Below are 21,262 nucleotides of genomic sequence, written 5' to 3'. Positions count from 1 at the left end.
TACTGCACCGCGACAAGAGGGCGGCGACCAAAATGCAGATTTTGCAACGGAAGAACCCGGAACAGACCGGCACCCGGAGGCACCATAACGGCACCCAAAGCATCCCTACCGCCAATTCAATCGTTTTCACAGGGCAACTTACGTAAGGGATTTGTTAACCATCCGGGAACTGTGCGGCTGCACAATAAACGCGAACCGGCTGGCGCATCGTTCTCACCCCCCACCGCAGCGCCGCCGGTTCGACCGCGCCTGATTTTGCATCGGGCCGGACCATGCACTGGGGACACGAATGCGAAGAGGTAGCCGATCCCATGGCGAACATCGATGATTTCGCGAGCAGCGAGCGCCCCGAGTGGCTGAAAGCGCTGGCGCGGCGTGCTTCCATCTCGTCGGAAGCTGCCGCCGGCCAGGGCGCGCAACAGCAGCGCGCGCCGCGTGTGCGGACGCTGATCAAGGCCGTCATCGGCGGCGAGGGGCGCACGGGCGAGGACGTCATCGTGCGCAACGTCTCGCCCGGCGGCATGTGCATCGCCTCGCGCACCCTGCTGCCGACCACCGGCGAGATGCTGCGCGTCTCGCTGCCCGGACAGGCGGACCTGCAGGCGCAAGTGCGCTGGGTCGGCAAGGGTGAGTTCGGCGTGCTGCTGACCGGCGGCAGCGGGCTCGACCTCGATCGCATCCAGTCGTCCAACCGCCAGCGCAACGCCGGTTTCGCGGCCGCGCTGGAGCGCCTGCTGGGCGTCAGGCCGCAGGAGCCGCGTCCTTCGGCCGTCTAGCCTTGACCACCCCGGACCTGTGCTCAATAGTATTGGGGTGAGCGAGATCATCGTCGACCCGTCCCCCGGCTCCCACTCCTCCGCAGTGCTTCCTGCGCGGCCCGAGGCCATCCGGCTCGATCCGGCGACAACCGCCGTGATCGTCGTGGACATGCAGAACGCCTACGCCTCCAAGGGCGGCTACGTGGACGAGGCAGGCTTCGACGTCGGGCCTGCCGCCGCCACCATCGGCCACATCGCGGAGGTGCTGGGCACCGCGCGCGGCGCCGGGATGACGGTGGTGTTCCTGCAAAACGGCTGGGACGCCGACTATGTCGAGGCGGGCACGCCGCTCTCGCCCAACTACCACAAGTCGAACGCGCTCAAGACCATGCGCAAGCGCCCCGAACTCTCGGGCAAGTTCCTCGCGCGCGGGGGCTGGGACTACGAACTGGTCGATGCGCTCTCGCCGAAGGAAGGCGACCTTCGCGTCCACAAGCCGCGCTATTCGGCGTTCTTCAACTCGCAGCTCGATTCCGTCCTGCGCGCGCGCGGCATCCGCACGCTGGTGTTCACCGGCATCGCCACCAACGTCTGCGTCGAATCGACCCTGCGCGACGGCTTCCACCTAGAATACTTCGGCGTGCTGCTGGAGGATGCGACGCATCACCTCGGCCCCGATTTCATCAAGGAGGCCACCGTCTACAACGTCGAGAAGTTCTTCGGCTGGGTCAGCACGGTCGCCGATTTCCGCACCGCCGTGAGCCAGCTTCCTCCCAAGGAGTAATCGATGCCCTTCGAAGCCGTGAACCCGTCCGAGTTTCCCACCCCGATCGCGCCCTACTCGGCCGGGGCGAAAGCGGGCAACGTGCTCTACGTTTCGGGGATGCTGGCGCTGGGCGAAGGCGGCACCGTGCTGCATGTCGGCGACGCGGCGGCGCAGACCCGGCACGTGCTGGAGGCGATCCGCATCACCGTCGAGGCCGCAGGCGGCACCATGGCCGACGTCGCCATGAACCACATCTTCCTCAAGGACATGGCCGACTACGCCGCGTTCAACGCCGTCTATGCCGAGTACTTCCCCGGCGACAAGCCTGCGCGCTACTGCATCAAGACCGACCTCGTGAAGCCCGACTGCCTCGTGGAGATCGCGTCGGTGGCGCATCTTGCCTGAGGCGACCGGCCTCCACTACGAGTTCCACGGCCCCGAAGGCGCGCCCACGCTGATCCTGTCGAGCGGGCTCGGCGGCAGCGGCGCCTACTGGCAGCCGAACCTTGCCGCGCTCTCCGCGAACCACCGCGTCCTGACCTACGACCAGCGCGGCACCGGCCGCAGCGATCGCGCGCTGCCGGAAACGACCTCCATCGAGGACATGGCGCAGGACGTCATCGCGCTGATGGATGCGCTGGGCATCGCGCGGGCGCACTTCGTCGGCCATGCGCTCGGCGGCATGATCGGGATCGAGACCGCGCTTGCTTCAGGCCGGATCGACAAGCTCATCGTAATCAACGGCTGGCGCACCCTCTCCCCGCACACCCGCCGCTGTTTCGACACGCGCCTCGCCCTCCTGCGATATGCGGGGATCGAGCCCTTCCTGCGTGCACAGCCGCTGTTCCTCTACCCGCCCGACTGGATCGCCGCCAACGACGCGCTGCTCGAGGCCGAACTCGCGCACCACATCGCGGGCTTCCCCGGCGCGGAAACGATGGAAAAGCGCATCGCCGCCGTCGCCGCCTATGCCCCCTCGGCCGAGCGGCTGGCGCGGCTGGGCGAAACCCTCGTCATCGCCACGCGCGACGATTTCCTCGCGCCCTACGCCGCCTGCCTCGACCTTGCCAAGCCGATCCCCGGCGCTGAGGTCGCCAGCTTCGAGTGGGGCGGCCACGCCTGCAACGTCACCGATCCGGCCGGATTCGACCGTATCGCCTGCGCATTCCTGGAGTCCTGATCCATGCAAGTCGGCGTCTTCGTGCCCATCAACAACAACGGCTGGCTGATCAGCACGACCTCGCCGCAGTACATGCCCAGCTTCGATCTCAACAAGGAGATCGCGATCCGGGCCGAGAAGCACGGGCTCGACTTCCTGCTCTCGATGATCAAGCTGCGCGGCTTCGGCGGCAAGTCGGAGTTCTGGGAATATGGGCTGGAGAGCTTCACCCTGATGTCCGGCCTCGCCGCCGTGACCGAGAGGATCAAGATCTTCGCCACCTGCCCGACGCTGATCATCCCCCCCGCCTTCGCGGCACGGATGTGCAACACGATCGATTCGATCAGCCACGGCCGCTTCGGGCTCAACCTCATCACCGGCTGGCAGCCGCCCGAATACACCCAGATGGGCCTGTGGCCGGGCGAGGAGCACTTCCGCAACCGCTATCAGGTGCTGGACGAATATGCCCGCATCCTGCGCGAGTTGTGGGAGACCGGCCGCTCCGACTTCAAGGGCGAGCACTACACGATGGACGACTGCCTCGTGCGGCCGACCCCGCAGGGCGACATGAAGATCATCTGCGCGGGCTCCTCGGACGCGGGGCTGGCCTTCTCGGCCAAGTGGGCGGACTATGCATTCTGCCTCGGCAAGGGCGTCAACACGCCGACCGCCTTCGCCTTCAACAACGAGCGGCTGGCGAAGTTCACCGCCGAGACGGGGCGCGACGTGCAGGTCTTCGTCCTCGTCATGGTCATCGCCGCCGAGACCGACGAGGAAGCGCAGGCGAAGTGGCAGCTCTACAACGACGGCGTCGACATCGATGCGATCTCGTGGCTGGCCGATCAGGGCGCCAAGGACACCGTCAACACCGACACCAACGTGCGCCAGCTGGCCGCGCCCGAGGGGGCGGTGAACATCAACATGGGCACCCTCGTCGGCAGCTATGAGACTGTAGCGCGGATGCTGGACGAGATGGCCGAAGTGCCCGGAACCGGCGGCGTCCTGCTGACCTTCGACGACTTCGTGGAAGGGGTCGAAAACTTCGGCACCCGCATCCAGCCGCTGATGAAAAGCCGCGCGCATATATCCGGCTGAGGCGTGGAAATCCGTCTGACGGCCATGCGACACGCCATGCCGCAAGGTGGGTTTCCGGGCCGCCGGGAATCACGTCAAGGTGTGGCCACCCCCACAAAGAGTGCCCGGGGCCTGCAGGCAGGCCCCGGGCAGTTTGGTAAAGGATCGCATTGGAATTACCGATCCTTCGGGTCGCATCTACGCAGATGCCCGAAATGGTGATTCGGCGCATACCATGATCGTGGTATGCCCTCCTCAATCCGCCTCGTTTTACATGGGCTTGCGCAAAGTTGACGCGCAGTTCACATTGTTCCCCGGTCGCAGTCGGGGGGCAGGACCATACGAATCGAGGAACTGGGGGCGCTCTTCGCGCGCGCTCCGTTTGAAGAAGCCGGTTGGGAAAGCGCGCTGAAGGCTCTGGCCAGTGCGACGGGGTCGATGCGCGCGCAACTGGTCGCGATCGGCGAGCACCACACGTTCTTCAACCGCGTCACGGATACCTGGGAAGGCTACACCGCCGAGTTCGAGGCGATCGAGGGCCACCGGCCCGAAGTGAACTACCGCGTCGCGGCCTCACGCGCGCCCTACGAACTCGTCTGGGAGAAGGATTACGACGAAGTCCGCGCCGTCGCCACCAACGAGGCTTACATGGAGCACGTGCGGCGCCTCGATGCCGAACACGGCGCCCAGATCGTGCTCGACAGCGGACCGTCGGCCTTCTTCGGCCTTGCCGCCCTGCACGGCGCGAGCGACGGACGCACCACCGAAGCCCAGCGCGATGCGTTGAGCGGCGTCGCTCCGCACGTGATGGCCGCGATCCGCCTGCAGAGCGCGATCGAGCATCAGGGCGCCGAACTACTGCTCGGCTCGCTCGATGCGCTGCGCAGTGCCGCGATCCTGCTCGACGTGGTCGGCCGCGTGCGCTCGGTGACCGGGGCGGCGGAAAGGCTGCTCGCGCCCGACACGCTGCAGGTGCGCGGCGGGGCCTTGCGGGCGGTGCGGCCGGACCTCGACCGCGTGCTGCAGATGCGGATCGGCGTGGCGCTTGCCAACCGGCAGGCGATGCCCTCGGAACTGTGGATGCAGTCGGTGCGCGGGCCGCTGCTCGTCGAGGTCTGCCCCCTGCCGCGGCAGGACTGGAACTTCGGCTTCGCGCCCAGCGTGATCATCACCCTCAAGGCCCCGCTCGGCCTCGCCAGCGATCAGGGCGCCCGCCTCTCTGCCGCGCTCGAACTGACCCGGGCCGAGGGAGAGATCGTCGCGCTGCTGGCGCAGGGCAATTCGCGGCAGGACGTGGCCCGGATGCGCGGCGTCAGCGCGCAGACGGTGTCGAGCCAGTTGCGCACGATCTTTCAGAAAGCCGGCGTCAACCGCGAGGCCGAACTCGTCTCGATAGCCCGCGCCGTGATCGAAATGGGAAGTCGGTAACCCCCCCTTCGTCATTGCGAGCGAAGCGAAGCAATGACGAGGTTTTTACAGCTTCCCGAACTGCTCTTCGTAAGCGCCAGTATCGCCGCTAGACAGCAAACGCGCCTGCTCGACCCAGCTGTCGCGACGCGGGCGGCCCGCGAAGGCGCCGAGTTTGGTGTCGAGGTCGTCGAGGTCGGCGTCGCTCCACGCCGCCATCTGAGCGTAAGTCGTCACCCCCAGAGAGTGCAGCAGCGTCAGCATCTTGGGGCCGAGGCCCTTGATCTTGCGCAAGTCGTCCGCCGCGACGTCGCCCTCGGCCGTCTCCGCGATCGGCGGGGCCGGGGGAGCGGGGGTCGGATCGGGCTCGGCGGCGATGGTCTGGGGCGCCTCGGGCTCATGCGCGCGCGCCTCGTCCGCCTCTTCCTGCGCGGCGACGGCGATGACTTCGCCGATGCCCGCCATCGTCCCGGCCATCGCGGGCGGGTCGATGTGGTACTGCGAGGCGGGCGGCGCGTCGTCTATCAGCGCCTGGTTGCGCTGCGCGGGCGCCGCGCCCTCGTCGAGCACGTCGGGGCGATGCTCGCGCCGCGCCGGCTTCGAGCCGTGGATGAAGACCCAGTAGGCCACCACGATGCCCACGAGCAGCGCGATGATGAACACCAGCCAGTTCGCCTGAACCATTTCCAGCACGTCAGTTCACCTTCCTGCGATTCCATATTGCGGCGCCGATGCCGAAACCGATCCCGTAGGACAGCAGCACCGAGACGGCCATTTCCAGCCATAGCGGCAAGGCAGCGTCCTTTCCTAGTCCCTCAAGCCTATCATTCAGGTCTCATCATTCCGGCCCCGGCGTATCGATCGGCGTCGGCTTGACCGGCGCGGTATATAGCACCGAGAACTCGATGCGCCGATTGGCCGGGTCGAGCGGGTCCAGCCCCTCCACCGGCCGCGCCGAGCCGAGACCCGCCGCGCGCAGGTTCGTCGCCGGAATGCCCCGCGCGATCAGCGCCGAGCGCACCGCCTCCGCCCGCGCTTGCGAGAGCGCGACGTTCACCTTCTGGTTGCCCGAGGCGTCGGTATGCCCGGTCACCGCGATGATGCTGCCCACGCACGGCCGCAGCGAGCGCGCCACTTCGCCCAGCAGCCGCTCGCTCGACGGTTCGAGGCGCGTGCTGGCCTCGCCGAAGCGGATGGTGCGGGTTTCGAGGATGCGCTCGACGTCGTCCTGGCAATGGGCCGAGGCGCTGCGATCGTCGCCGTCCCGCGCCCAGCTCACCCCGGCGATCCCCGGCACCGCGGCGATGGCGGCGGCAACGGCCTTGCGCGTCTCGGGCGACAGCTCCCTGCCGCCCGAGAGCGCCGGATGGCGGGTCAGCCAGCCGTAGCGGTCGCGGAAGTTCAGCGTCACGCACTTGCCGCCCGCCGCATCGCGCGCGGCCGAGGCCTGCCGGTCGAGGTCGCCGATGAACGCAAGCCCCCGCGCCCGGGTGACGGCGAAGGACATGACCAGGCACAGCGCGGCTCCGGCGACGATCAACGATGCGCGGCGGGGATTCATGAGAGCAGCCTAAAAGGTCGAAGCGCGAATGTCAGCCGGGCAGTTGCCCGCCGAGCGGGGTTTCGACCTTCTTCGCCTTCTGGAACAGCCGCCGGTCCTCAGGCCCGAACGCCTTCTTCCAGATAACGAGGAAGTAGGCGCCCAGGATCGCCGGGATCCCGAAGGCCAGCGCCGCCCACTCCGGCAGGAAGCGCACCGCGAGGAAGCCGATCACGACGGCTGGCGCGGCGGCCCAGATCAGCGCCCAGCGCCAGTTGTTGATCGGCTCCTTGAGGATGCGCGCCAGCATCACCGACTTGACGATCGAGGACAGCCCCAGCGCCAGCATCAGCGCGCAGGCGGCGGCGGCGGCCTGGAACAGCGGGTTGAAGCCCAGCCGCTGCATCAGCACGATTCCGAAGAGCGTCAGCACGGCCTGCAGCGCGATGGTCCCGATCGAAACCCACAAGTTGCGCAGCCGCGCGACGTAGATCAGCGCCGCCTCGCTCACCACGGCGGTGGCGGCGACCACTTCGGCGGCGAGCAGGAACGCCAGCGCGCCCGTCCCGCCGACGAACTCGCGCCCGACGAGACCCATCACGCCATTGCCCGGAATGCCCAGCGCCAGCGCGATCCCCGCCTGCGAGGCGGTGATCCAGAACCCTACCTGACAGACCTGCCGGGCGATCGCGGCATAGTCCTTTTCCTTCAGGTTGCGGGTGATGACGGGGCCGAGCACCGGCTCGAAGCTAGTCTTGAGCTTCTGCGGCAGGCTCGCCACCTGCTGCGCCGCATAATAAACGCCGACGGCGGTGGAGGGCGCAAGGAAGCCGAGCAGGAAGATATCGACGCGCCGGGTACCCCACTCGATCGCATCGGCCAGCGCGATCGGCAGCGAGCGCAGCGCCAGCTTGCGCATCGCGCCGGGCCGGGGCTTCCACCCGCGCGGCAGGCCGTATTCGCGGAAGAACGGGATGAAGGCAGTGATCGCGGCGGCGTAGATCGAGGCAATATAGGCGATCGACAGCCCGCTTTCGGGCGCCACCCAGATCATCGCGCCCGCCATGATCGAGATCGTCCACGGCTCGACGATCGCGCGCGACCACACCGTCGGGCTCACCCGCAGGCGATAGGCGAGCGCGGCCAGCCAGATCTCGGTCATCGTGAAGGGCGGCAGCGCGATCACCATCAAGCGGTCGATCTGCGTATAGTGTCCGCCGGGGAACAGCACCCCCGGCACAAACCAGAACAGCACGGCGGCGGTGCAACTGGCGATCATCGCGAGGATCGAGCCGTCGGCGATGACGTTGGCCGGATGGACCTGCCCCTCGGTGTCCGACAGGCGCTGCGCAAGGCCGCGCTTCTCGCCCATGGTGCAAAGCATCGAGGTCAGTTCGATCAGCACCAGCGCCGAGGCGAAGCGGCCCAGCGCCGCCGGGCCATAAGCCGCCGCGCGGCCCGCGATGAACAGGAACGGGATGCGCGCGGCAAGGCGCAGGAAGAAGCCGAAGAGATTGGTTCGCCCACCCTTGGCGAGCGCGGCGATGTCGTCGCGCTCCTTGTCGCCTTGGGGTGCGGTATTGGAATCGGTCAAGAAAGGGGCTCCTGCTCGTCGCGCAGCGGGCGCGACAGGAGATCGTTGACGACCGCGCCGGCCGGGGCCTCGCCCTTCAGCAGTCGGTCGACCGCCTCGACGATAGGCATTTGCAGGCCGTCACGGCGGGCGAGGTCGGCGAGCACCGGCGCGGTCGCCGCGCCTTCGGCCACGCTGTTCTTGCCCGACAGCGCCTCGGCAGCGGTCAGCCCCTTGCCCAGCGCGAGGCCGAGCGAGAAGTTGCGGCTGGAGGTGGAGGAACAGGTCAGCACCAGATCGCCGAGGCCGCACAGGCCCGACAGCGTCTCGGCACGGGCACCGCGTGCGAGACCGAAGCGCAGCATTTCGGCATAGCCGCGCGCGATCAGCGCGGCGCGGGCGTTCTGGCCGAGGTTCAGCCCTTCAACCACGCCGCAGGCGATGGCGAGCACGTTCTTCACCGCGCCGCCGATCTCGGCACCGACGACGTCGTCCGAATAGTAAGGCCGCAGCGCCGGGCGGGCGAGCAGCGGCGCCAGCCGGTCCCACTGCGCGCGTCCGCCACCGCAGGCGAGCGTCACGGCGGTCGGCAGTCCGGCCGCGACTTCGTGCGCGAAAGTCGGGCCGGAGAGTACCGCCAGCCGCTCGGGCGCGCAAGCGCTGGCGGCGACGTCGGCCATCAGGCGGCCGGTCCCGGCCTCGATCCCCTTGGCGCAAAGCACGAGGTCGCGCTCACCCGCAGGCAGGCCCGCGATCACCGAGGCAAGGAACTGCGCGGGCACGACCACCAGCAGCGCCGGCAGCGCGGCGAATTCGGCCAGATCGCTGGTGGCGCGGATGGTGGGCGCCAGCGTGGCGCTCGGCAGGTAGAGGCCATTGCGTCGGTCGCGGTTGATCTCCTCGACCAGTTCCGCCTCGCGCGCCCAGAGCAGGACCTCTCTGCCGTCCGAGGCGAATGCCTGCGCCAGAGCCGTGCCCCATGCGCCTGCACCGATAACGCCGATCTTCGCGTTCATGCCTTCACTCCCGCACCGCGTACCGCCTCGGCCTCCGGATCGAGCGGCCAGCGCGGGCGCGCCGCCACGTCGAGCGGGTCGGACTGCCCGCGTTCGAACCGCTCCACACCGGCCCAGGCGATCATCGCCGCATTATCCGTACACAGTGTCAGCGGCGGTGCGATGAACGGCAGCGAATGGCTGGCCGCCAGCGCCTCAAGCGCGCCCCGGATCGCCTTGTTCGCCGCGACTCCGCCTGCGACGACCAGCGCGTTCACCGGCCCGCATTGGGCGAGCGCGCGGCGGGTACGATCGATCAGGCAGTCGATCGCGGCCTGCTGAAACGAAGCGGCAATGTCGGCGTCGGTGTACTCGTCCGACTGCTTCGCCCGCAACACCGCGCTCTTGAGCCCGGCGAAGGAGAAGTGCGGCTCGGCCGAACCCTTGAGCGGGCGCGGCAGCGGCACTTTCTTCGCGTCGCCCTGAAGCGCCAGCCGCTCCAGCGCCGGGCCGCCGGGATAGCCGAGGCCGAGCACCTTGGCGGACTTGTCGAAAGCCTCGCCCAGCGCGTCGTCGATGGTGGTGCCGAGGCGGCGGAACTGGCCCACGCCCTCGACCAGCAGAATCTGGCAGTGCCCGCCCGAGACCAGCAGCAGCAGATAGGGATAGGCTAGGCTGGCATCGGCAAGGCGCGGCGAGAGGGCATGGCCTTCGAGGTGGTTGACCGCGATCAGCGGCTTGTCGGTGGCCATCGCCAGCGCCTTGGCAGTGACGAGGCCGACCATGACCCCGCCGATCAGCCCAGGCCCGGCGGTCGCGGCGATCGCGTCCACCTGGTCGAGCGTCATTCCGGCATCGGCCAGCGTCGCCTCGATCAGCGGGGCAAGCCGCTCGGCATGGGCGCGCGCGGCAATCTCCGGCACGACGCCGCCGAAGGGGCGGTGCTCCTCGTCCTGCGAGGCGATGCGCTGGGCGAGGATCACCCTGCCGTCGGTGACCAGCGCCGCCGCCGTCTCGTCGCAGGAGGATTCGATGCCGAGAACTATGCTCATCCGGCCTTCCCCTGAACGACAATGCCCGGTAGCACAAGCCGCCGATGACCAACGATAAACAAGACCAGACCTTCCGCCCTGAGCGTTACAAATTGGGCACACGCCGTTCGCCGCTGGCGATGGCGCAGGCCCATGAAGCGCGAGACCGGCTCGCCCAGGCGCACGGAATCGATCCGGCGCATATAGAGATCGTTGCCGTCACCGCCAGCGGCGATCGCATCCAGGACCGCGCGCTCGCCGAAATCGGCGGCAAGGCGCTGTGGACCAAGGAACTCGACGCATGGCTGGCGAGCGGCGAGATCGACTTCGCGGTCCACTCGGCCAAGGACGTCGAGACGATCCGCCCCGAGGCTTTCACGATCGGCGCCATCCTTCCGCGTGAGGACGTGCGCGATGTGCTGGTGGGCGCGGAGAGCATCGCCGCGCTGCCGCCGGGCGCCGTCGTCGGCACCAGCGCCCCGCGCCGCGCCGCGCAGCTGCTCCACGCCCGGCCCGACTGCAAGGTGGTGACCTTCCGCGGCAACGTCGCCACCCGCCTCGCCAAGCTGGCGGCGGGGGAGGCGGACGCGACCTTCCTCGCGGCGGCGGGCCTCGTGCGGCTGGGCGAGACCGGCACCGGCCACCCGCTCGACGCCGAGGACTGGCTGCCCGCCCCGGCACAGGCGGCGATCATGATCGAGTGCCGCGCCGACGATGCGCGCACCCGCGCCTTCCTCGCCGCCGTGGACGACGCGCCGAGCCGCGCGCAGGTCCTCGCCGAACGGGCGCTGCTGGCGGGCCTCGGCGGCAATTGCCACAGCCCGATCGCGGTGCTGACCCGCAATGACAGCGCGCATCTGGTCATGCGCGCGGCACTCTACAGCCCCGATGGCGCCGAGCACATAACCGGCGAGGCGCGCTTCCCTGCCGGCGATGCGGAAGGCCCGCGACGGCTGGCGGCGGACCTGCTCGCACGGGCGGTTCCGGCCATCGCGGTGCATTTCAGTGGCGCATGACGCTCCGAGCGAGCGCGCCGGGCCGGGGCTTCGACAAGCTCAGCCTGAGCGGGTTTGGAGGTTTGCTCTCAACCCGCTCAGGCTGAGCTTGTCGAAGCCCCCTGCGCCAATACACGGCGCCTGAATGCTCCTGATCCTGCGCCCTGAACCGGGAGCCTCGGCCACGCTGGCGGCGGCGCGCGAACTTGGGCTCGACGCCTTGGCCTTCCCGTTGTTCGCGGTGCGCCCCCTTGCATGGGAGCCCGCCCCGCGCGACACCGTAGACGCGCTCCTCCTCGGCAGCGCCAACGCCTTGCGCCATGGCGGACCTCAGCTTGCGGCCTATAGCGGCCTGTCCGCCTATTGCGTCGGCGAGACCACCGCTCAGGCCGCGCGGGAGGCCGGAATGGGGGTCGCCGCTACCGGCCACGGTGGGCTGCAGAACCTGCTCGGCGTGCTCCAGCCCGGACACCGCCGCCTGCTGCGCCTCACCGGGCGGGAGCGCACCACGCTTGACGTGCCCGGCGACGTAACCGTCGTCACGCGCGAGGTCTACGCCAGCGAGGCTCTGCCCGCTCCGCCCGCATTGATCGAAGCGCTGGCCAGCCCCGTCCTCGCCTTGCTCCATTCCGGCGAAGCGGCCGCGCGGTTCGCGCAGGTCTGCGACGAGGCCGCTATCCCCCGCTCCCGCATCCGCCTCGCCGCAATCGGCCCGAGGGTCGCCGCCCGCGCCGGGGATGGCTGGGCGCAAGTGCGCAGCGCCGCGAGACCGGACGACGCCGCATTGCTGGCCTTGGCGCAGGAGATGTGCCAAGACACCGGCCCACGGACAGCAACCGCGACGACAAGGACTTGATGCAGGACATCCCTTCCGCCCCTCCCGGCGTTCCTCCGCAGCGCCGCTCGGCGGGCATGACGCTGTTCGTCGCGCTCATCGCCTTCGTGATCGGCGCGGGCCTCGTCGCCTGGCTGGCGACGCGCGGCTACCTGCCGACCCTGCTCGAAGCCGCGAACACCGCAACCCAGCCCGCGACGCCAGCACCCGGACCGAGGCTCGCCGCACCGCCCGCCGCGCAGATGTCGCAGATCGCGACCGTCGAGGGGCGGCTCGCGATGATCGAGGACCGCATGTCGCGCATCGACCTGCAGACCAGCGCTGCCGCCGGTAACGCCGGGCGCGCCGAGGGCCTACTGATCGCCTTCGCCGCGCGCCGCATGGTCGATCGCGGCGAGCCGCTCGGCTACCTTTCCGACCAGCTGCGCCTGCGCTTCATGAACGCCCAGCCGCGCGCGGTGCAGACGGTGGTGGATTTCGCCGCCAACCCCGTCACCATCGATGCGCTGAGCGCCCGGCTGGAAGCGCTGTCGCCGGAACTGACGGTCAGCACCGCCAACCGCAGCTTGTGGGAGCGGACGCGGCAGGAGATCACCTCGCTCTTCGTGGTGCGCCGCGATTCGGCCGCGCTGGCGAACCCGACCGCCCGCATCGAGCGCGCCCGCCTGATGCTCACCGCCAAGCGCATCGATTCGGCCATCGGCGAGGTCGAGCGGCTTCCCGGCGCCGAAGCGGCCGACAACTGGATCGCGGATGCGCGCCGCTACGAGGCGGTGCAGAAGGCTCTGGACCTGCTGGAGACGACGGCGATGCTGGAGCCCAACCGGCTGCAGGATTCGACCGGCCACTCGGTCGACCAGCCGAGCCCGCTGGCCCCGACCGCGCCTGCGGAAGAACCCGCGCCGGAGGCTTCGGAGGGGGCGTAAAAAATCATCCGCCGTCCTGGACTTGATCCGGGACGGTGGCGGTCTTTAGGCGCGAACTCGCTGCGCGCGCCGCAAGGTGGGTTGGTCCCGGATCAAGTCCCGGGACGACGAGTAATCAATTCTTGACCTGACAGCTCATCCCAGCCGCCTTCATGCCCGAGCACAAGGCCCGCGCCGCCGCGCCGTCGCCGGGGAGGGCCTGAAGGCGGTAGACGGTGCCGATGTCCGCCTTGCCCTGCACCACGCGGTGACTCATGCCGCCGAGCGGTTCGTACTGCGTCTTGAGCGTATTCCACCCGGCCTCCGCCGCCTCCTTCGAGGCATAGGCACCGACCTGCACACCGACCCCGCTGACCACCGGGGCAGCAGCAGAAGCCTTGTCGGTCGGCTTGGCAGCGCTCGGCTCGGTGGTGGTGGTGCGGAACCCCGGCGCGGGGGTATCGTCGCTCTTGTCGATCTGGACGGGGCGCGACTGGCCCTCGGCGACGGCGAAGCTGGTGTCGCCGGTGCCCGCCACGACTTCGCCGCCGGGGTTGTCGGGCTTGACCTTGTAAGGCGCCTTGGGCGCGGCGATCACGCCGCCATCAGCGACCAGCGGCTGCTCGGGGCGGCTCTTGATCGCCCAGATCACACCGCCGCCGATCACCGCCAGCGCGACGAGGCCGAGCGCGCCCAGCAGCACACCCTGCCCGATGCCGGAGCGATCTTCCTCATAACCCTCGTCGTCGCCTTCCAGCCAGGGGAGGCGCACGTCCTCCTCCAGCTGCAACTGCTGCGCGGTGGCGCCGAACGCGGCCGAGGCGGAGGCCTCGCCGTCCTCCTCGAAGTAGGGGCTGCCCTGCTTGCCCGAACCGAACACCGGGTTCTTCTTCTCCGGTTTCGGGAAATAGCCGTCGTCAGCGCCTGCCATGGATCACATTTCCTCCACCGCCTCGACCCCGAGCAGAGTCAGGCCGTTGCGGACAAGTTGCCCGATCTGCGCCGCCAGGAAAAGCCGCGCACCCGTCAGCTTTGCATCCTGCGCGTTAACAAACCGCTTTTCCACCCTGTCATTGCCGAGGTTCCAGTAGCCATGGAACGCGGCGGCAACGTCGCCGAGGTAGAAGGCGATGCGGTGCGGCTCGCGGGCGGCAGCGGCCGCCTCGACGATGCGGGGGAACTGCGCGGCCAGCTTGACCAGTTCCAGTTCCTCGTCGCCCAGCAGTTCGACGTGCTCGCCCGAGGGGGTGAAGCCGCCCTCGGCCAGCCCCTTGCGCAGCGTCGAGTGGACGCGGGCATTGGCGTACTGGACGTAGAACACCGGGTTGTCCTTGCTGGCTTCGACGACCTTGGCGAAGTCGAAGTCCATCTGCGCTTCCGGCTTGCGGGTCAGCATGGTGAAGCGCACCACGTCCTTGCCCACTTCGGTGACGACTTCGGCCAGCGTCACGAAATTGCCCGAACGCTTGGACATCTTCACCGGCTCGCCGTCGCGCAGCAGCTGGACCATCTGGACCAGCTTGATCTCGAATGGCGTGGGTTCTCCGTCAGCGCCGGTCATGGCGGCGACGGCAGCCTTGATGCGCTTGACGGTGCCCGCGTGGTCCGCACCCCAGATATCGACGAGGGCGTCGGCGCTCTGGGCCTTCTGGAAGTGGTAGGCGAGGTCGGCGCCGAAATAGGTCCAGGTGCCGTCCGACTTCTTGATAGGGCGGTCCTGATCGTCGCCGAACGCGGTGGACTTGAACAGCGGCAGTTCGACCGCTTCCCAGTCCTCCAGCGTCTTGCCCTTGGGCGCTTCGAGCACGCCGTCGTAGACGAGGCCCTTGGCGCGCAGCCAGGCTTCGGCCTCGTCGGGCTTGCCGCTGGCCTGCAGTTCCGCCTCCGACGAGAACAGGTCGTGGTGGATGCCGAGGAGCGCGAGGTCGTCCTTGATCATCACCAGCATCGCGGCGACGGCCTTCTTCTGGAACAGCGCCAGCCATTCCGACTCGGGTGCGGCAGCGTACATCTCGCCGAACTCGGCGGCGAGCTGCTGGCCTACCGGCACCAGGTATTCGCCCGGATAAAGCCCCTCGGGGATCGCGCCGACGTCGTGCCCAAGCGCCTCGCGGTAGCGCACGTGCGCCGAGCGGGCGAGCACTTGCACCTGCCCGCCGGCATCGTTGACGTAGTATTCCTTGGTGACCTTGTGGCCCGCGAACTCCAGCAGCGTCGCCAGCGCATCGCCGACGACCGCGCCCCGGCAGTGGCCCATGTGCATCGGCCCGGTCGGGTTGGCCGAGACGTATTCGACGTTCACCGTCGTCCCGCCGCCCATCGTCGAACGGCCGTAGTCCGCGCCGAGATCGGCGATCGCACGCAGTTCGGTCAGCCACGTGGCGGAGGAAAGTCGCAGGTTGATGAAGCCCGGCCCTGCGATCTCGGCAGACGTCACCGAATCGAGCTTCGACAGTTCCGCCACCAGCGCCTCGGCCAGATCGCGAGGCTTCAGGCCGGCGGGCTTGGCCAGCACCATCGCGGCGTTGGTCGAGAGGTCGCCGTGGGAGGGATCGCGCGGCGGCTCGACCGTGATCGCGCCTCGCTTGAGGCCGCCCGGCAGCGTGCCCGCTGCTTCCAGCGCATCGAGCGCGGCGGAAAGGTGGCCTGCGAAGGCGGCGTAAAGGGTCTGCGTAGTGCTCATGACGCGCGCGGATAGCCCAAGTATGGAAGAAGGGAAACAGGGCGCTGCAAGGTGACAGGTGTACACCGTTGACACGGTCCAGAGGGGAAAGGTGTCACCTTGGGCCGGAAAGTGTCACCTTGCGGGGGTAAGGTGACACATTTTGCGGGGCATGTGTCACCTTGTGAGGAGGATGTGTCACCTTGCGGTGTAACCTTGTGCGGCCGGGAAGGTTCGGGCGGAGCATGGGGATAATGTATCGGACTGGGCGGTCTGTAGGAAAGCGGGCGGTCCGTAAGCGCCCCAAGGCCCTCGTTCATATACCATCGTCATCCCAGCGAAGGCTGGGACCGCTATGACCATGATGAGTCCTGTTGGCTGGGCACTGGGAGCTTCATCCCGCCTCGCCGAAACACCGCGACATGACGATAGCGGTCCCAGCCTTCGCTGGGATGACGATCTGATTTTGAGACGGCAGCTTACCACCCAAACCCACCGTCACCCTGAACTTGTTTCAGGGTCCATCCGGCCGATCGCCCAGTTCATGAGCGGCTAAATCGACGGGGTGGCTTTCGCCTCCCGGCTTCGGCACCAACTGCCCGATGGATCCTGAAACAAGTTCAGGATGACGCAGGGCGAGGGCGCAATGGCGGTTCCCCACTCCTCATTGTCATTTCCGCACCATTGCCCTCCACCCCGGAGCAGCCCCCTGTCCAAACCCACCCTTTTGCGCTAACGGCGCGCGATGCAAACGACTGCGACTCCCCGGACCTACCGCGTCAAGAGCTTCGGCTGCCAGATGAACGTCTATGACGGCGACCGCATGGCCGAACTGCTCGCCGAACAGGGCATCACCGCCGCGCCGGAAGGCGAGGAGGCGGACCTTGTCGTGCTCAACACCTGCCACATCCGCGAGAAGGCGGCGGAGAAGGTCTATTCCGACATCGGCCGCCTCGTGAAGAACTGGGACCGCGAGGACGGATCGTCACCCATGATCGCCGTCGCCGGCTGCGTCGCGCAGGCCGAGGGCGAGGAGATCATGGCCCGCGCGCCCGCGGTAACGATGGTCGTCGGCCCGCAGGCCTACCACCGCCTGCCCGAGATGGTCCGCGCCGCCAGCGCGGGCGAGCGCGTCACCGACACCGACATGCCCGCCGAGACCAAGTTCGACGCCCTGCCCCGCCGCAAGCGGTCCGGCCCCACGGCGTTCCTGACCGTGCAGGAAGGCTGCGACAAGTTCTGCACTTATTGCGTGGTGCCCTATACCCGCGGCGCCGAAGTCTCGCGCCCTTATGCCGCGCTGATCGACGAGGCGAAGCTGCTGGTCGAGGCCGGCGCGCGCGAGATCACGCTGCTCGGCCAGAACGTCAATGCCTGGACCGGCGAGAACGCCAAGGGGCAGACGGTCGGTCTCGACGGGCTGGCGCGCGAACTGGCGGCGATCCCGGAGCTGGCGCGCATCCGCTACACCACCAGCCACCCCAACGACATGACGCAGGGCCTGATCGACGCCCACGGCGAGAACGCCAAGCTGATGCCGTTCCTCCACCTGCCGGTGCAGGCAGGGAACGACCGCGTGCTCAAGGCGATGAACCGCAGCCATACGGCCGAGAGCTACCTCAAGATCCTCGACCGGGTGCGCGCGGTGCGGCCGGACATTGCGCTGTCGGGCGACTTCATCGTCGGTTTCCCAGGCGAGACCGAGGCCGAATTCGAGGATACGCTGAGGCTGGTCGACGCGGTCGGATATGCGCAGTGCTTCAGCTTCAAGTATTCGCCCCGCCCCGGTACGCCTGCCGCGACGATGGACGACCAGGTCTCCGCCGCCGTGATGGACGAGCGGCTGCAGCGCCTCCAGTCGGCACTCAACCGCGACCAGCTGGCGTTCAACGCCGCAACCGTCGGCAAGACCTGTGACGTGCTCGTCGAGCGCAAGGGCAAGCACCCCGGCCAGTGGCTCGGCAAGTCGCCCTGGCTGCAGTCGGTCCACTTCACCGGCGAGGCGGAGGTCGGCCAGATCGTGCGCGTCGAGATCACCAGCGCGGGGCCAAACAGCCTTGGGGCAGTGCCGCTCGCCGCGGAAGTGGCGTGAGTCGCCAGCCACTCGTCCTCGTCCCCGGCCTGACCTGCGACGCGGAGGTCTTCCGCGCCCAGACTGCTTCGCTGGCGGACGTGGCGGATATGACCGTCGCCGATACGCTCAGCGACGGCTCGATCGCCGCCATGGCCGAGCGGCTGCTCGACGACGCGCCCGATACCTTCGCGCTCGCGGGGTTCTCGATGGGTGGCTACGTGGCGATGGAAGTGATCGCCCGCGCGCCGGAGCGGGTCACGCGGCTCGCCCTGCTCGACACCAGCGCCACGGCTGATGCGCCCGACTATGCCGCCGTCCGCCGCGCTGCCGTCAGGACCGCGCGGGAACGCGGCTTCGAGAAAGTGCTGCGCGGCAGCCTTGGCCTGCTGGTCCATCCGCAGGCGGACCCGGCGATCGGCGATGCGGTGGTGGCGATGGCCCTGCGCGTCGGGATCGAGGCGTTCGAGCGCCAGCAGGGCGCGATCATCGCCCGCGCCGATCCGCTGCCGGGCCTCGCCGCGATCACGGTGCCGACGCTGGTGCTGGTCGGCGAGGACGACCGCACCACGCCGCCGCACTATTCGCGCACGATCGCGCAGGCCGTGCCGGGTGCGACCTTGGTGACGATCCCGCAATGCGGCCACATGGCGCCGATGGAGCGGCCGGAAGCGGTGAACGCGGCGCTGCGTGAGTGGCTTTCGGCGTAGACGAGCCTGTCCGCCAACGGCAAGTCAAGGTCACACAGGTTCGTCATTGCGAGCGCAGCGAAGCAATGACGAAAGGCGGGCATCCACGAAAAAGCCCCGGAACTCGCGTTCCGGGGCTCTTCCTGCAAGGGGGCGTGCTTCTTACCAGAAGAAGCCGTTGTGCGCGGTGACCACGCGGCCGGTGCGGGTGTTCACCATGACCACGTCGTTGTTGTAGCGGACCCAGCGATGGCCGGCGCGCGGGGCGGGCAGGCGGTAGCGGGCATAGTCACGCACCCAGTAGCGGTCACCGTAGTAGGCGGGCTGGAAACGGTAGCCCACGGTCACCGGGCGATAGCGATAGCCGCGCGGGCCGACGTAGGCCGGGCGGCGGTAGTCGTTGCGATGCGACTGGCGATAGTCGCGCCAGTCCTCGCGCAGTTCCTGGCGGGAGTCGCGCACATCGCGGCGGGCATCGCGGACGTCGCGGCGGTCGCCGTAGCGCTGGGCCTGACGCAGGTCGCGCTCGTCGCGGCGGACCTCGCGGGCGCTGTCACGGACTTCGCGGGCGCTCTGGGCCGAGGCCATGGTCGGGACCGCGACGGTCGGCAGGGCCACACCGGCAGCCAGGGCAATCATGAAGAACTTGCGCACCTGTATTCTCCTTCTTCTCAAGAGCCGTATCCGGCCTTCTGATTGGAAACTGCCCGCGCGCTCCTGAACGATCCGGGAATGCGGCGTGCAGCGTGGGGACATAAGTGTCGCACCCTTGCGACAGTTGCATGCCGGAGCGCCGAAACGCGCAGTTATCCCCGACGAAACGCAGGAAATTTTGCAGAAACCTCCTTGCGGGGCGCGCCCTGTGGAGCCATCTTCACGATAGAACGAGACATCAATCTCGCATGAAAGGAGCACATGGCCCGCAAAGCAGCCCGTGCCGTTGATCCGGCGCAGTTCCGCCCCGAAACCCATCGCCGGGCGCGTGTCGAAATAGATTTCGACGAACCTGTGTTGCTGGGAGCCCTGTTCGGGCAATTCGATTCAAATCTGGTGCAGGTGGAGAACCGCCTCGGCGTGTACATCTCCGCCCGGGGCAGCAAGATCCAGATCGAAGGGCCGGACGATGCCGTCGCCCGCGCGCGCGACACCCTCAAGGGCATGTATCACCGGCTGGAGATGGGGCAGGCGCTCGATTCCGGCGCGATCGAATCGCTGATCGCGATGAGCACCGAACCCACCCTCGAAGGCATCATCACCGGCGACGCGGGCGCGCCGCCGATCATGATCCGCACCCGCAAGAAGACGATCGTGCCGCGTTCGGCGACGCAGATCGACTACATGCGCCAACTCGCGAAGTCGGACGTGATCTTCGCGCTCGGCCCGGCGGGTACGGGCAAGACTTACGTGGCGGTGGCGCAGGCCGTCAGCCAGCTGATGACCGGCTCGGTCCAGCGCCTGATCCTGTCGCGCCCGGCGGTCGAGGCGGGCGAAAAGCTGGGCTTCCTGCCCGGCGACATGAAGGACAAGGTCGATCCGTACCTGCGTCCGCTCTACGACGCGCTGTACGACTGCATGCCGCCCGAGCAGGTGGAACGCCGCCTTGCCAACGGCGAGATCGAGATCGCCCCGATCGCCTTCATGCGCGGCCGCACGCTGGCCGATGCCTTCGTCATCCTCGACGAAGCGCAGAACACCACGCGCGAGCAGATGAAGATGTTCCTCACCCGCTTCGGCCAGAACAGCCGCATGGTGGTGTGCGGAGACCCGCGCCAGGTCGACATCCCCGGCGGCGACCGCCATTCCGGCCTCGCCGACGCGGTCGCCCGGCTGGAGGGCGTGGACGGCATCGCGGTGACCCGCTTCACGGCGGCGGACGTGGTGCGCCATCCGATCGTCGGCCGCATCGTCGAGGCTTACGAGGGGCCGGACGCTTAAGAGAAAGGCCCACCCCCAACCCCTCCCGCAAGCGGGAGGGGAGTAGGTTGTGATTGCCCTCCCGCTTGCGGGAGGGCCGGGAGGCTTGGCCCGCAGCGCCTAGCCGGACGGGGTGGGCTTTGTTACTCCGCCGCCTTCTTCGCCTCGCCCTCGTCCAGCTCCTTGCGCGAGATGCCGAGCAGCCCGGCCAGCTTGTCCTTCTCGGCGCTCTTGAGGTCCGCGTACTTGCGCGGGGCGGGCAGATCGGCGGTGGATGCCTTCACCTTGTCGATGATCGCCGGCATTTCCTTCATCAGCCGGGGCATCAGCGCCTGCATCCTGTTCATGACCTCGGGCGACATCATGATGATGTAGGAATCCGCGGCGTAGGCCTTGCCCGTCGGCGTGGCGAAGAAGGCGTTCATCTCCTGCAGCTGCTTCGCGTCGAACCGCCCGGCGTAGGCGCTCGCCAGACCGTCGCGGATGTCGGGCTCGAACTGGGTCATCAGGCCCATCATGTCGGTCATCATCGTACGGGTGGTGGCCGACATGCGCTGCTTGAAGGCCGGGTCGTAGATCTCCATGATCTGCGCCATGGTGCCGCTGCCCAGCTTCTCGGTATCGACGCCGCTGATCCCGGCAAGGTCCTTGAGCGGCATCTGCATCATGGAATCCATGATGGAATCCATCATCTTGTCCATCGTGCCGTTCATGATCCGGCCATAGGTCCCGAGCGGGAACACGTAGTCGACCGTCTGCTTCGCAGCGGCAAGACGCGCCGGGTCGGTGGCAGCTACAGGCTCGGCCGCAAGAACAGGAGAAGCCGACGCCAGCAGGGCGGCGCAAGCGGTAAGGACGAAACGCATCTGAGATACTCCCACAGGCCCG

General features: G+C 68.3%; 21 protein-coding genes. 12 read left to right on the top strand and 9 right to left on the bottom strand.

The features are described from left to right. Positions 1-311: 311 nt before the first annotated feature. The 6 genes from ACODRZ_RS20950 (at position 312) to ACODRZ_RS20925 (ending at position 5,185) form a co-directional block, all read left to right on the top strand. Complete coding sequence (locus ACODRZ_RS20950; RefSeq protein WP_488972524.1) at positions 312-776, top strand: PilZ domain-containing protein; 465 nt, start codon at positions 312-314, stop codon at positions 774-776. A gap of 37 nt (positions 777-813) precedes the next feature. Next, positions 814-1,542 carry a pyrimidine utilization protein B gene (gene rutB / locus ACODRZ_RS20945; RefSeq protein ID WP_488972523.1) on the top strand — a complete coding sequence of 243 codons (729 nt, stop codon included), beginning with the start codon at positions 814-816 and terminating at the stop codon, positions 1,540-1,542. 3 nt (positions 1,543-1,545) lie between these two features. After that, on the top strand, positions 1,546-1,929 hold the full coding sequence (rutC, locus tag ACODRZ_RS20940; RefSeq protein WP_008827797.1) for a pyrimidine utilization protein C: 384 nt from the start codon (positions 1,546-1,548) through the stop codon (positions 1,927-1,929). Next, positions 1,922-2,704 (top strand): pyrimidine utilization protein D, encoded by a 783-nt coding sequence (gene rutD, locus ACODRZ_RS20935; protein ID WP_488972522.1) that lies wholly within the window; start codon positions 1,922-1,924, stop codon positions 2,702-2,704. The genes rutC and rutD overlap by 8 nt, the downstream gene beginning before the upstream one ends. A 3-nt stretch (positions 2,705-2,707) precedes the next feature. Next, positions 2,708-3,778, top strand: a complete 1,071-nt coding sequence (gene rutA / locus ACODRZ_RS20930) for a pyrimidine utilization protein A (RefSeq protein ID WP_488972521.1) — start codon at positions 2,708-2,710, stop codon at positions 3,776-3,778. Between the two features lie 417 nt (positions 3,779-4,195). Then, entirely contained in the window at positions 4,196-5,185 is a 990-nt protein-coding gene (locus ACODRZ_RS20925; RefSeq protein ID WP_488972520.1) for a helix-turn-helix transcriptional regulator, read from the top strand. A 45-nt stretch (positions 5,186-5,230) separates the two neighbouring features. Here the strand turns inward: ACODRZ_RS20925 and ACODRZ_RS20920 are convergent, their stop codons facing one another. From ACODRZ_RS20920 to tsaD, 5 genes are all read right to left on the bottom strand, one after another. Further along, complete coding sequence (locus ACODRZ_RS20920; RefSeq protein WP_488972532.1) at positions 5,231-5,848, bottom strand: hypothetical protein; 618 nt, start codon at positions 5,846-5,848, stop codon at positions 5,231-5,233. Between the two features lie 154 nt (positions 5,849-6,002). Next, complete coding sequence (locus tag ACODRZ_RS20915) at positions 6,003-6,725, bottom strand: OmpA family protein (protein WP_488972519.1); 723 nt, start codon at positions 6,723-6,725, stop codon at positions 6,003-6,005. Between the two features lie 31 nt (positions 6,726-6,756). Then, entirely contained in the window at positions 6,757-8,298 is a 1,542-nt protein-coding gene (locus ACODRZ_RS20910) for a lipopolysaccharide biosynthesis protein (RefSeq protein ID WP_488972518.1), read from the bottom strand. After that, entirely contained in the window at positions 8,295-9,293 is a 999-nt protein-coding gene (locus ACODRZ_RS20905; RefSeq protein ID WP_488972517.1) for an NAD(P)H-dependent glycerol-3-phosphate dehydrogenase, read from the bottom strand. Before ACODRZ_RS20905 ends, ACODRZ_RS20910 begins: the two co-directional genes overlap by 4 nt. Next, positions 9,290-10,324: a tRNA (adenosine(37)-N6)-threonylcarbamoyltransferase complex transferase subunit TsaD gene (gene tsaD / locus ACODRZ_RS20900; RefSeq protein ID WP_488972516.1), complete on the bottom strand. Its 1,035-nt coding sequence runs from the start codon at positions 10,322-10,324 to the stop codon at positions 9,290-9,292. The genes ACODRZ_RS20905 and tsaD overlap by 4 nt, the downstream gene beginning before the upstream one ends. A gap of 44 nt (positions 10,325-10,368) precedes the next feature. On the opposite strand from tsaD, the gene hemC reads away from it, so the two are divergent. The 3 genes from hemC (at position 10,369) to ACODRZ_RS20885 (ending at position 13,059) form a co-directional block, all read left to right on the top strand. Beyond that, on the top strand, positions 10,369-11,319 hold the full coding sequence (gene hemC, locus ACODRZ_RS20895) for a hydroxymethylbilane synthase (RefSeq protein ID WP_488972515.1): 951 nt from the start codon (positions 10,369-10,371) through the stop codon (positions 11,317-11,319). A 124-nt stretch (positions 11,320-11,443) separates the two neighbouring features. Further along, the gene (locus ACODRZ_RS20890) at positions 11,444-12,154 is read left to right on the top strand and encodes a uroporphyrinogen-III synthase (RefSeq protein ID WP_488972514.1); all 711 of its coding nucleotides are present in this window, start codon (positions 11,444-11,446) and stop codon (positions 12,152-12,154) included. After that, on the top strand, positions 12,154-13,059 hold the full coding sequence (locus tag ACODRZ_RS20885) for a hypothetical protein (protein WP_488972531.1): 906 nt from the start codon (positions 12,154-12,156) through the stop codon (positions 13,057-13,059). Before ACODRZ_RS20890 ends, ACODRZ_RS20885 begins: the two co-directional genes overlap by 1 nt. A 115-nt stretch (positions 13,060-13,174) precedes the next feature. Here ACODRZ_RS20885 and ACODRZ_RS20880 read toward each other — a convergent pair whose 3' ends face one another. Next, positions 13,175-13,969, bottom strand: coding sequence for an SPOR domain-containing protein (locus ACODRZ_RS20880; RefSeq protein WP_488972513.1), 795 nt, complete (start codon positions 13,967-13,969; stop codon positions 13,175-13,177). Positions 13,970-13,972: 3 nt separating this feature from the next. Next, complete coding sequence (gene argS / locus ACODRZ_RS20875) at positions 13,973-15,721, bottom strand: arginine--tRNA ligase (protein ID WP_488972512.1); 1,749 nt, start codon at positions 15,719-15,721, stop codon at positions 13,973-13,975. 724 nt (positions 15,722-16,445) lie between these two features. Here argS and miaB point away from each other — a divergent pair. Together miaB and ACODRZ_RS20865 are read left to right on the top strand one after the other, a co-directional pair. Next, the gene (gene miaB, locus ACODRZ_RS20870) at positions 16,446-17,792 is read left to right on the top strand and encodes a tRNA (N6-isopentenyl adenosine(37)-C2)-methylthiotransferase MiaB (protein WP_488972511.1); all 1,347 of its coding nucleotides are present in this window, start codon (positions 16,446-16,448) and stop codon (positions 17,790-17,792) included. Continuing rightward, entirely contained in the window at positions 17,789-18,481 is a 693-nt protein-coding gene (locus ACODRZ_RS20865) for an alpha/beta fold hydrolase (protein ID WP_488972510.1), read from the top strand. The genes miaB and ACODRZ_RS20865 overlap by 4 nt, the downstream gene beginning before the upstream one ends. A gap of 141 nt (positions 18,482-18,622) precedes the next feature. Here the strand turns inward: ACODRZ_RS20865 and ACODRZ_RS20860 are convergent, their stop codons facing one another. After that, positions 18,623-19,114, bottom strand: coding sequence for an RcnB family protein (locus tag ACODRZ_RS20860; protein WP_036525999.1), 492 nt, complete (start codon positions 19,112-19,114; stop codon positions 18,623-18,625). Between the two features lie 261 nt (positions 19,115-19,375). Between ACODRZ_RS20860 and ACODRZ_RS20855 the strand changes: the two genes are divergently transcribed. After that, on the top strand, positions 19,376-20,395 hold the full coding sequence (locus ACODRZ_RS20855; protein WP_036525997.1) for a PhoH family protein: 1,020 nt from the start codon (positions 19,376-19,378) through the stop codon (positions 20,393-20,395). Positions 20,396-20,517: 122 nt separating this feature from the next. Here ACODRZ_RS20855 and ACODRZ_RS20850 read toward each other — a convergent pair whose 3' ends face one another. After that, on the bottom strand, positions 20,518-21,240 hold the full coding sequence (locus ACODRZ_RS20850; protein ID WP_488972509.1) for a DUF2059 domain-containing protein: 723 nt from the start codon (positions 21,238-21,240) through the stop codon (positions 20,518-20,520). Positions 21,241-21,262 lie beyond the last annotated feature (22 nt).

This window comes from Novosphingobium sp. FG90 (assembly GCF_057808725.1).
This window is presented reverse-complemented; position numbering and strand designations above follow the sequence as displayed.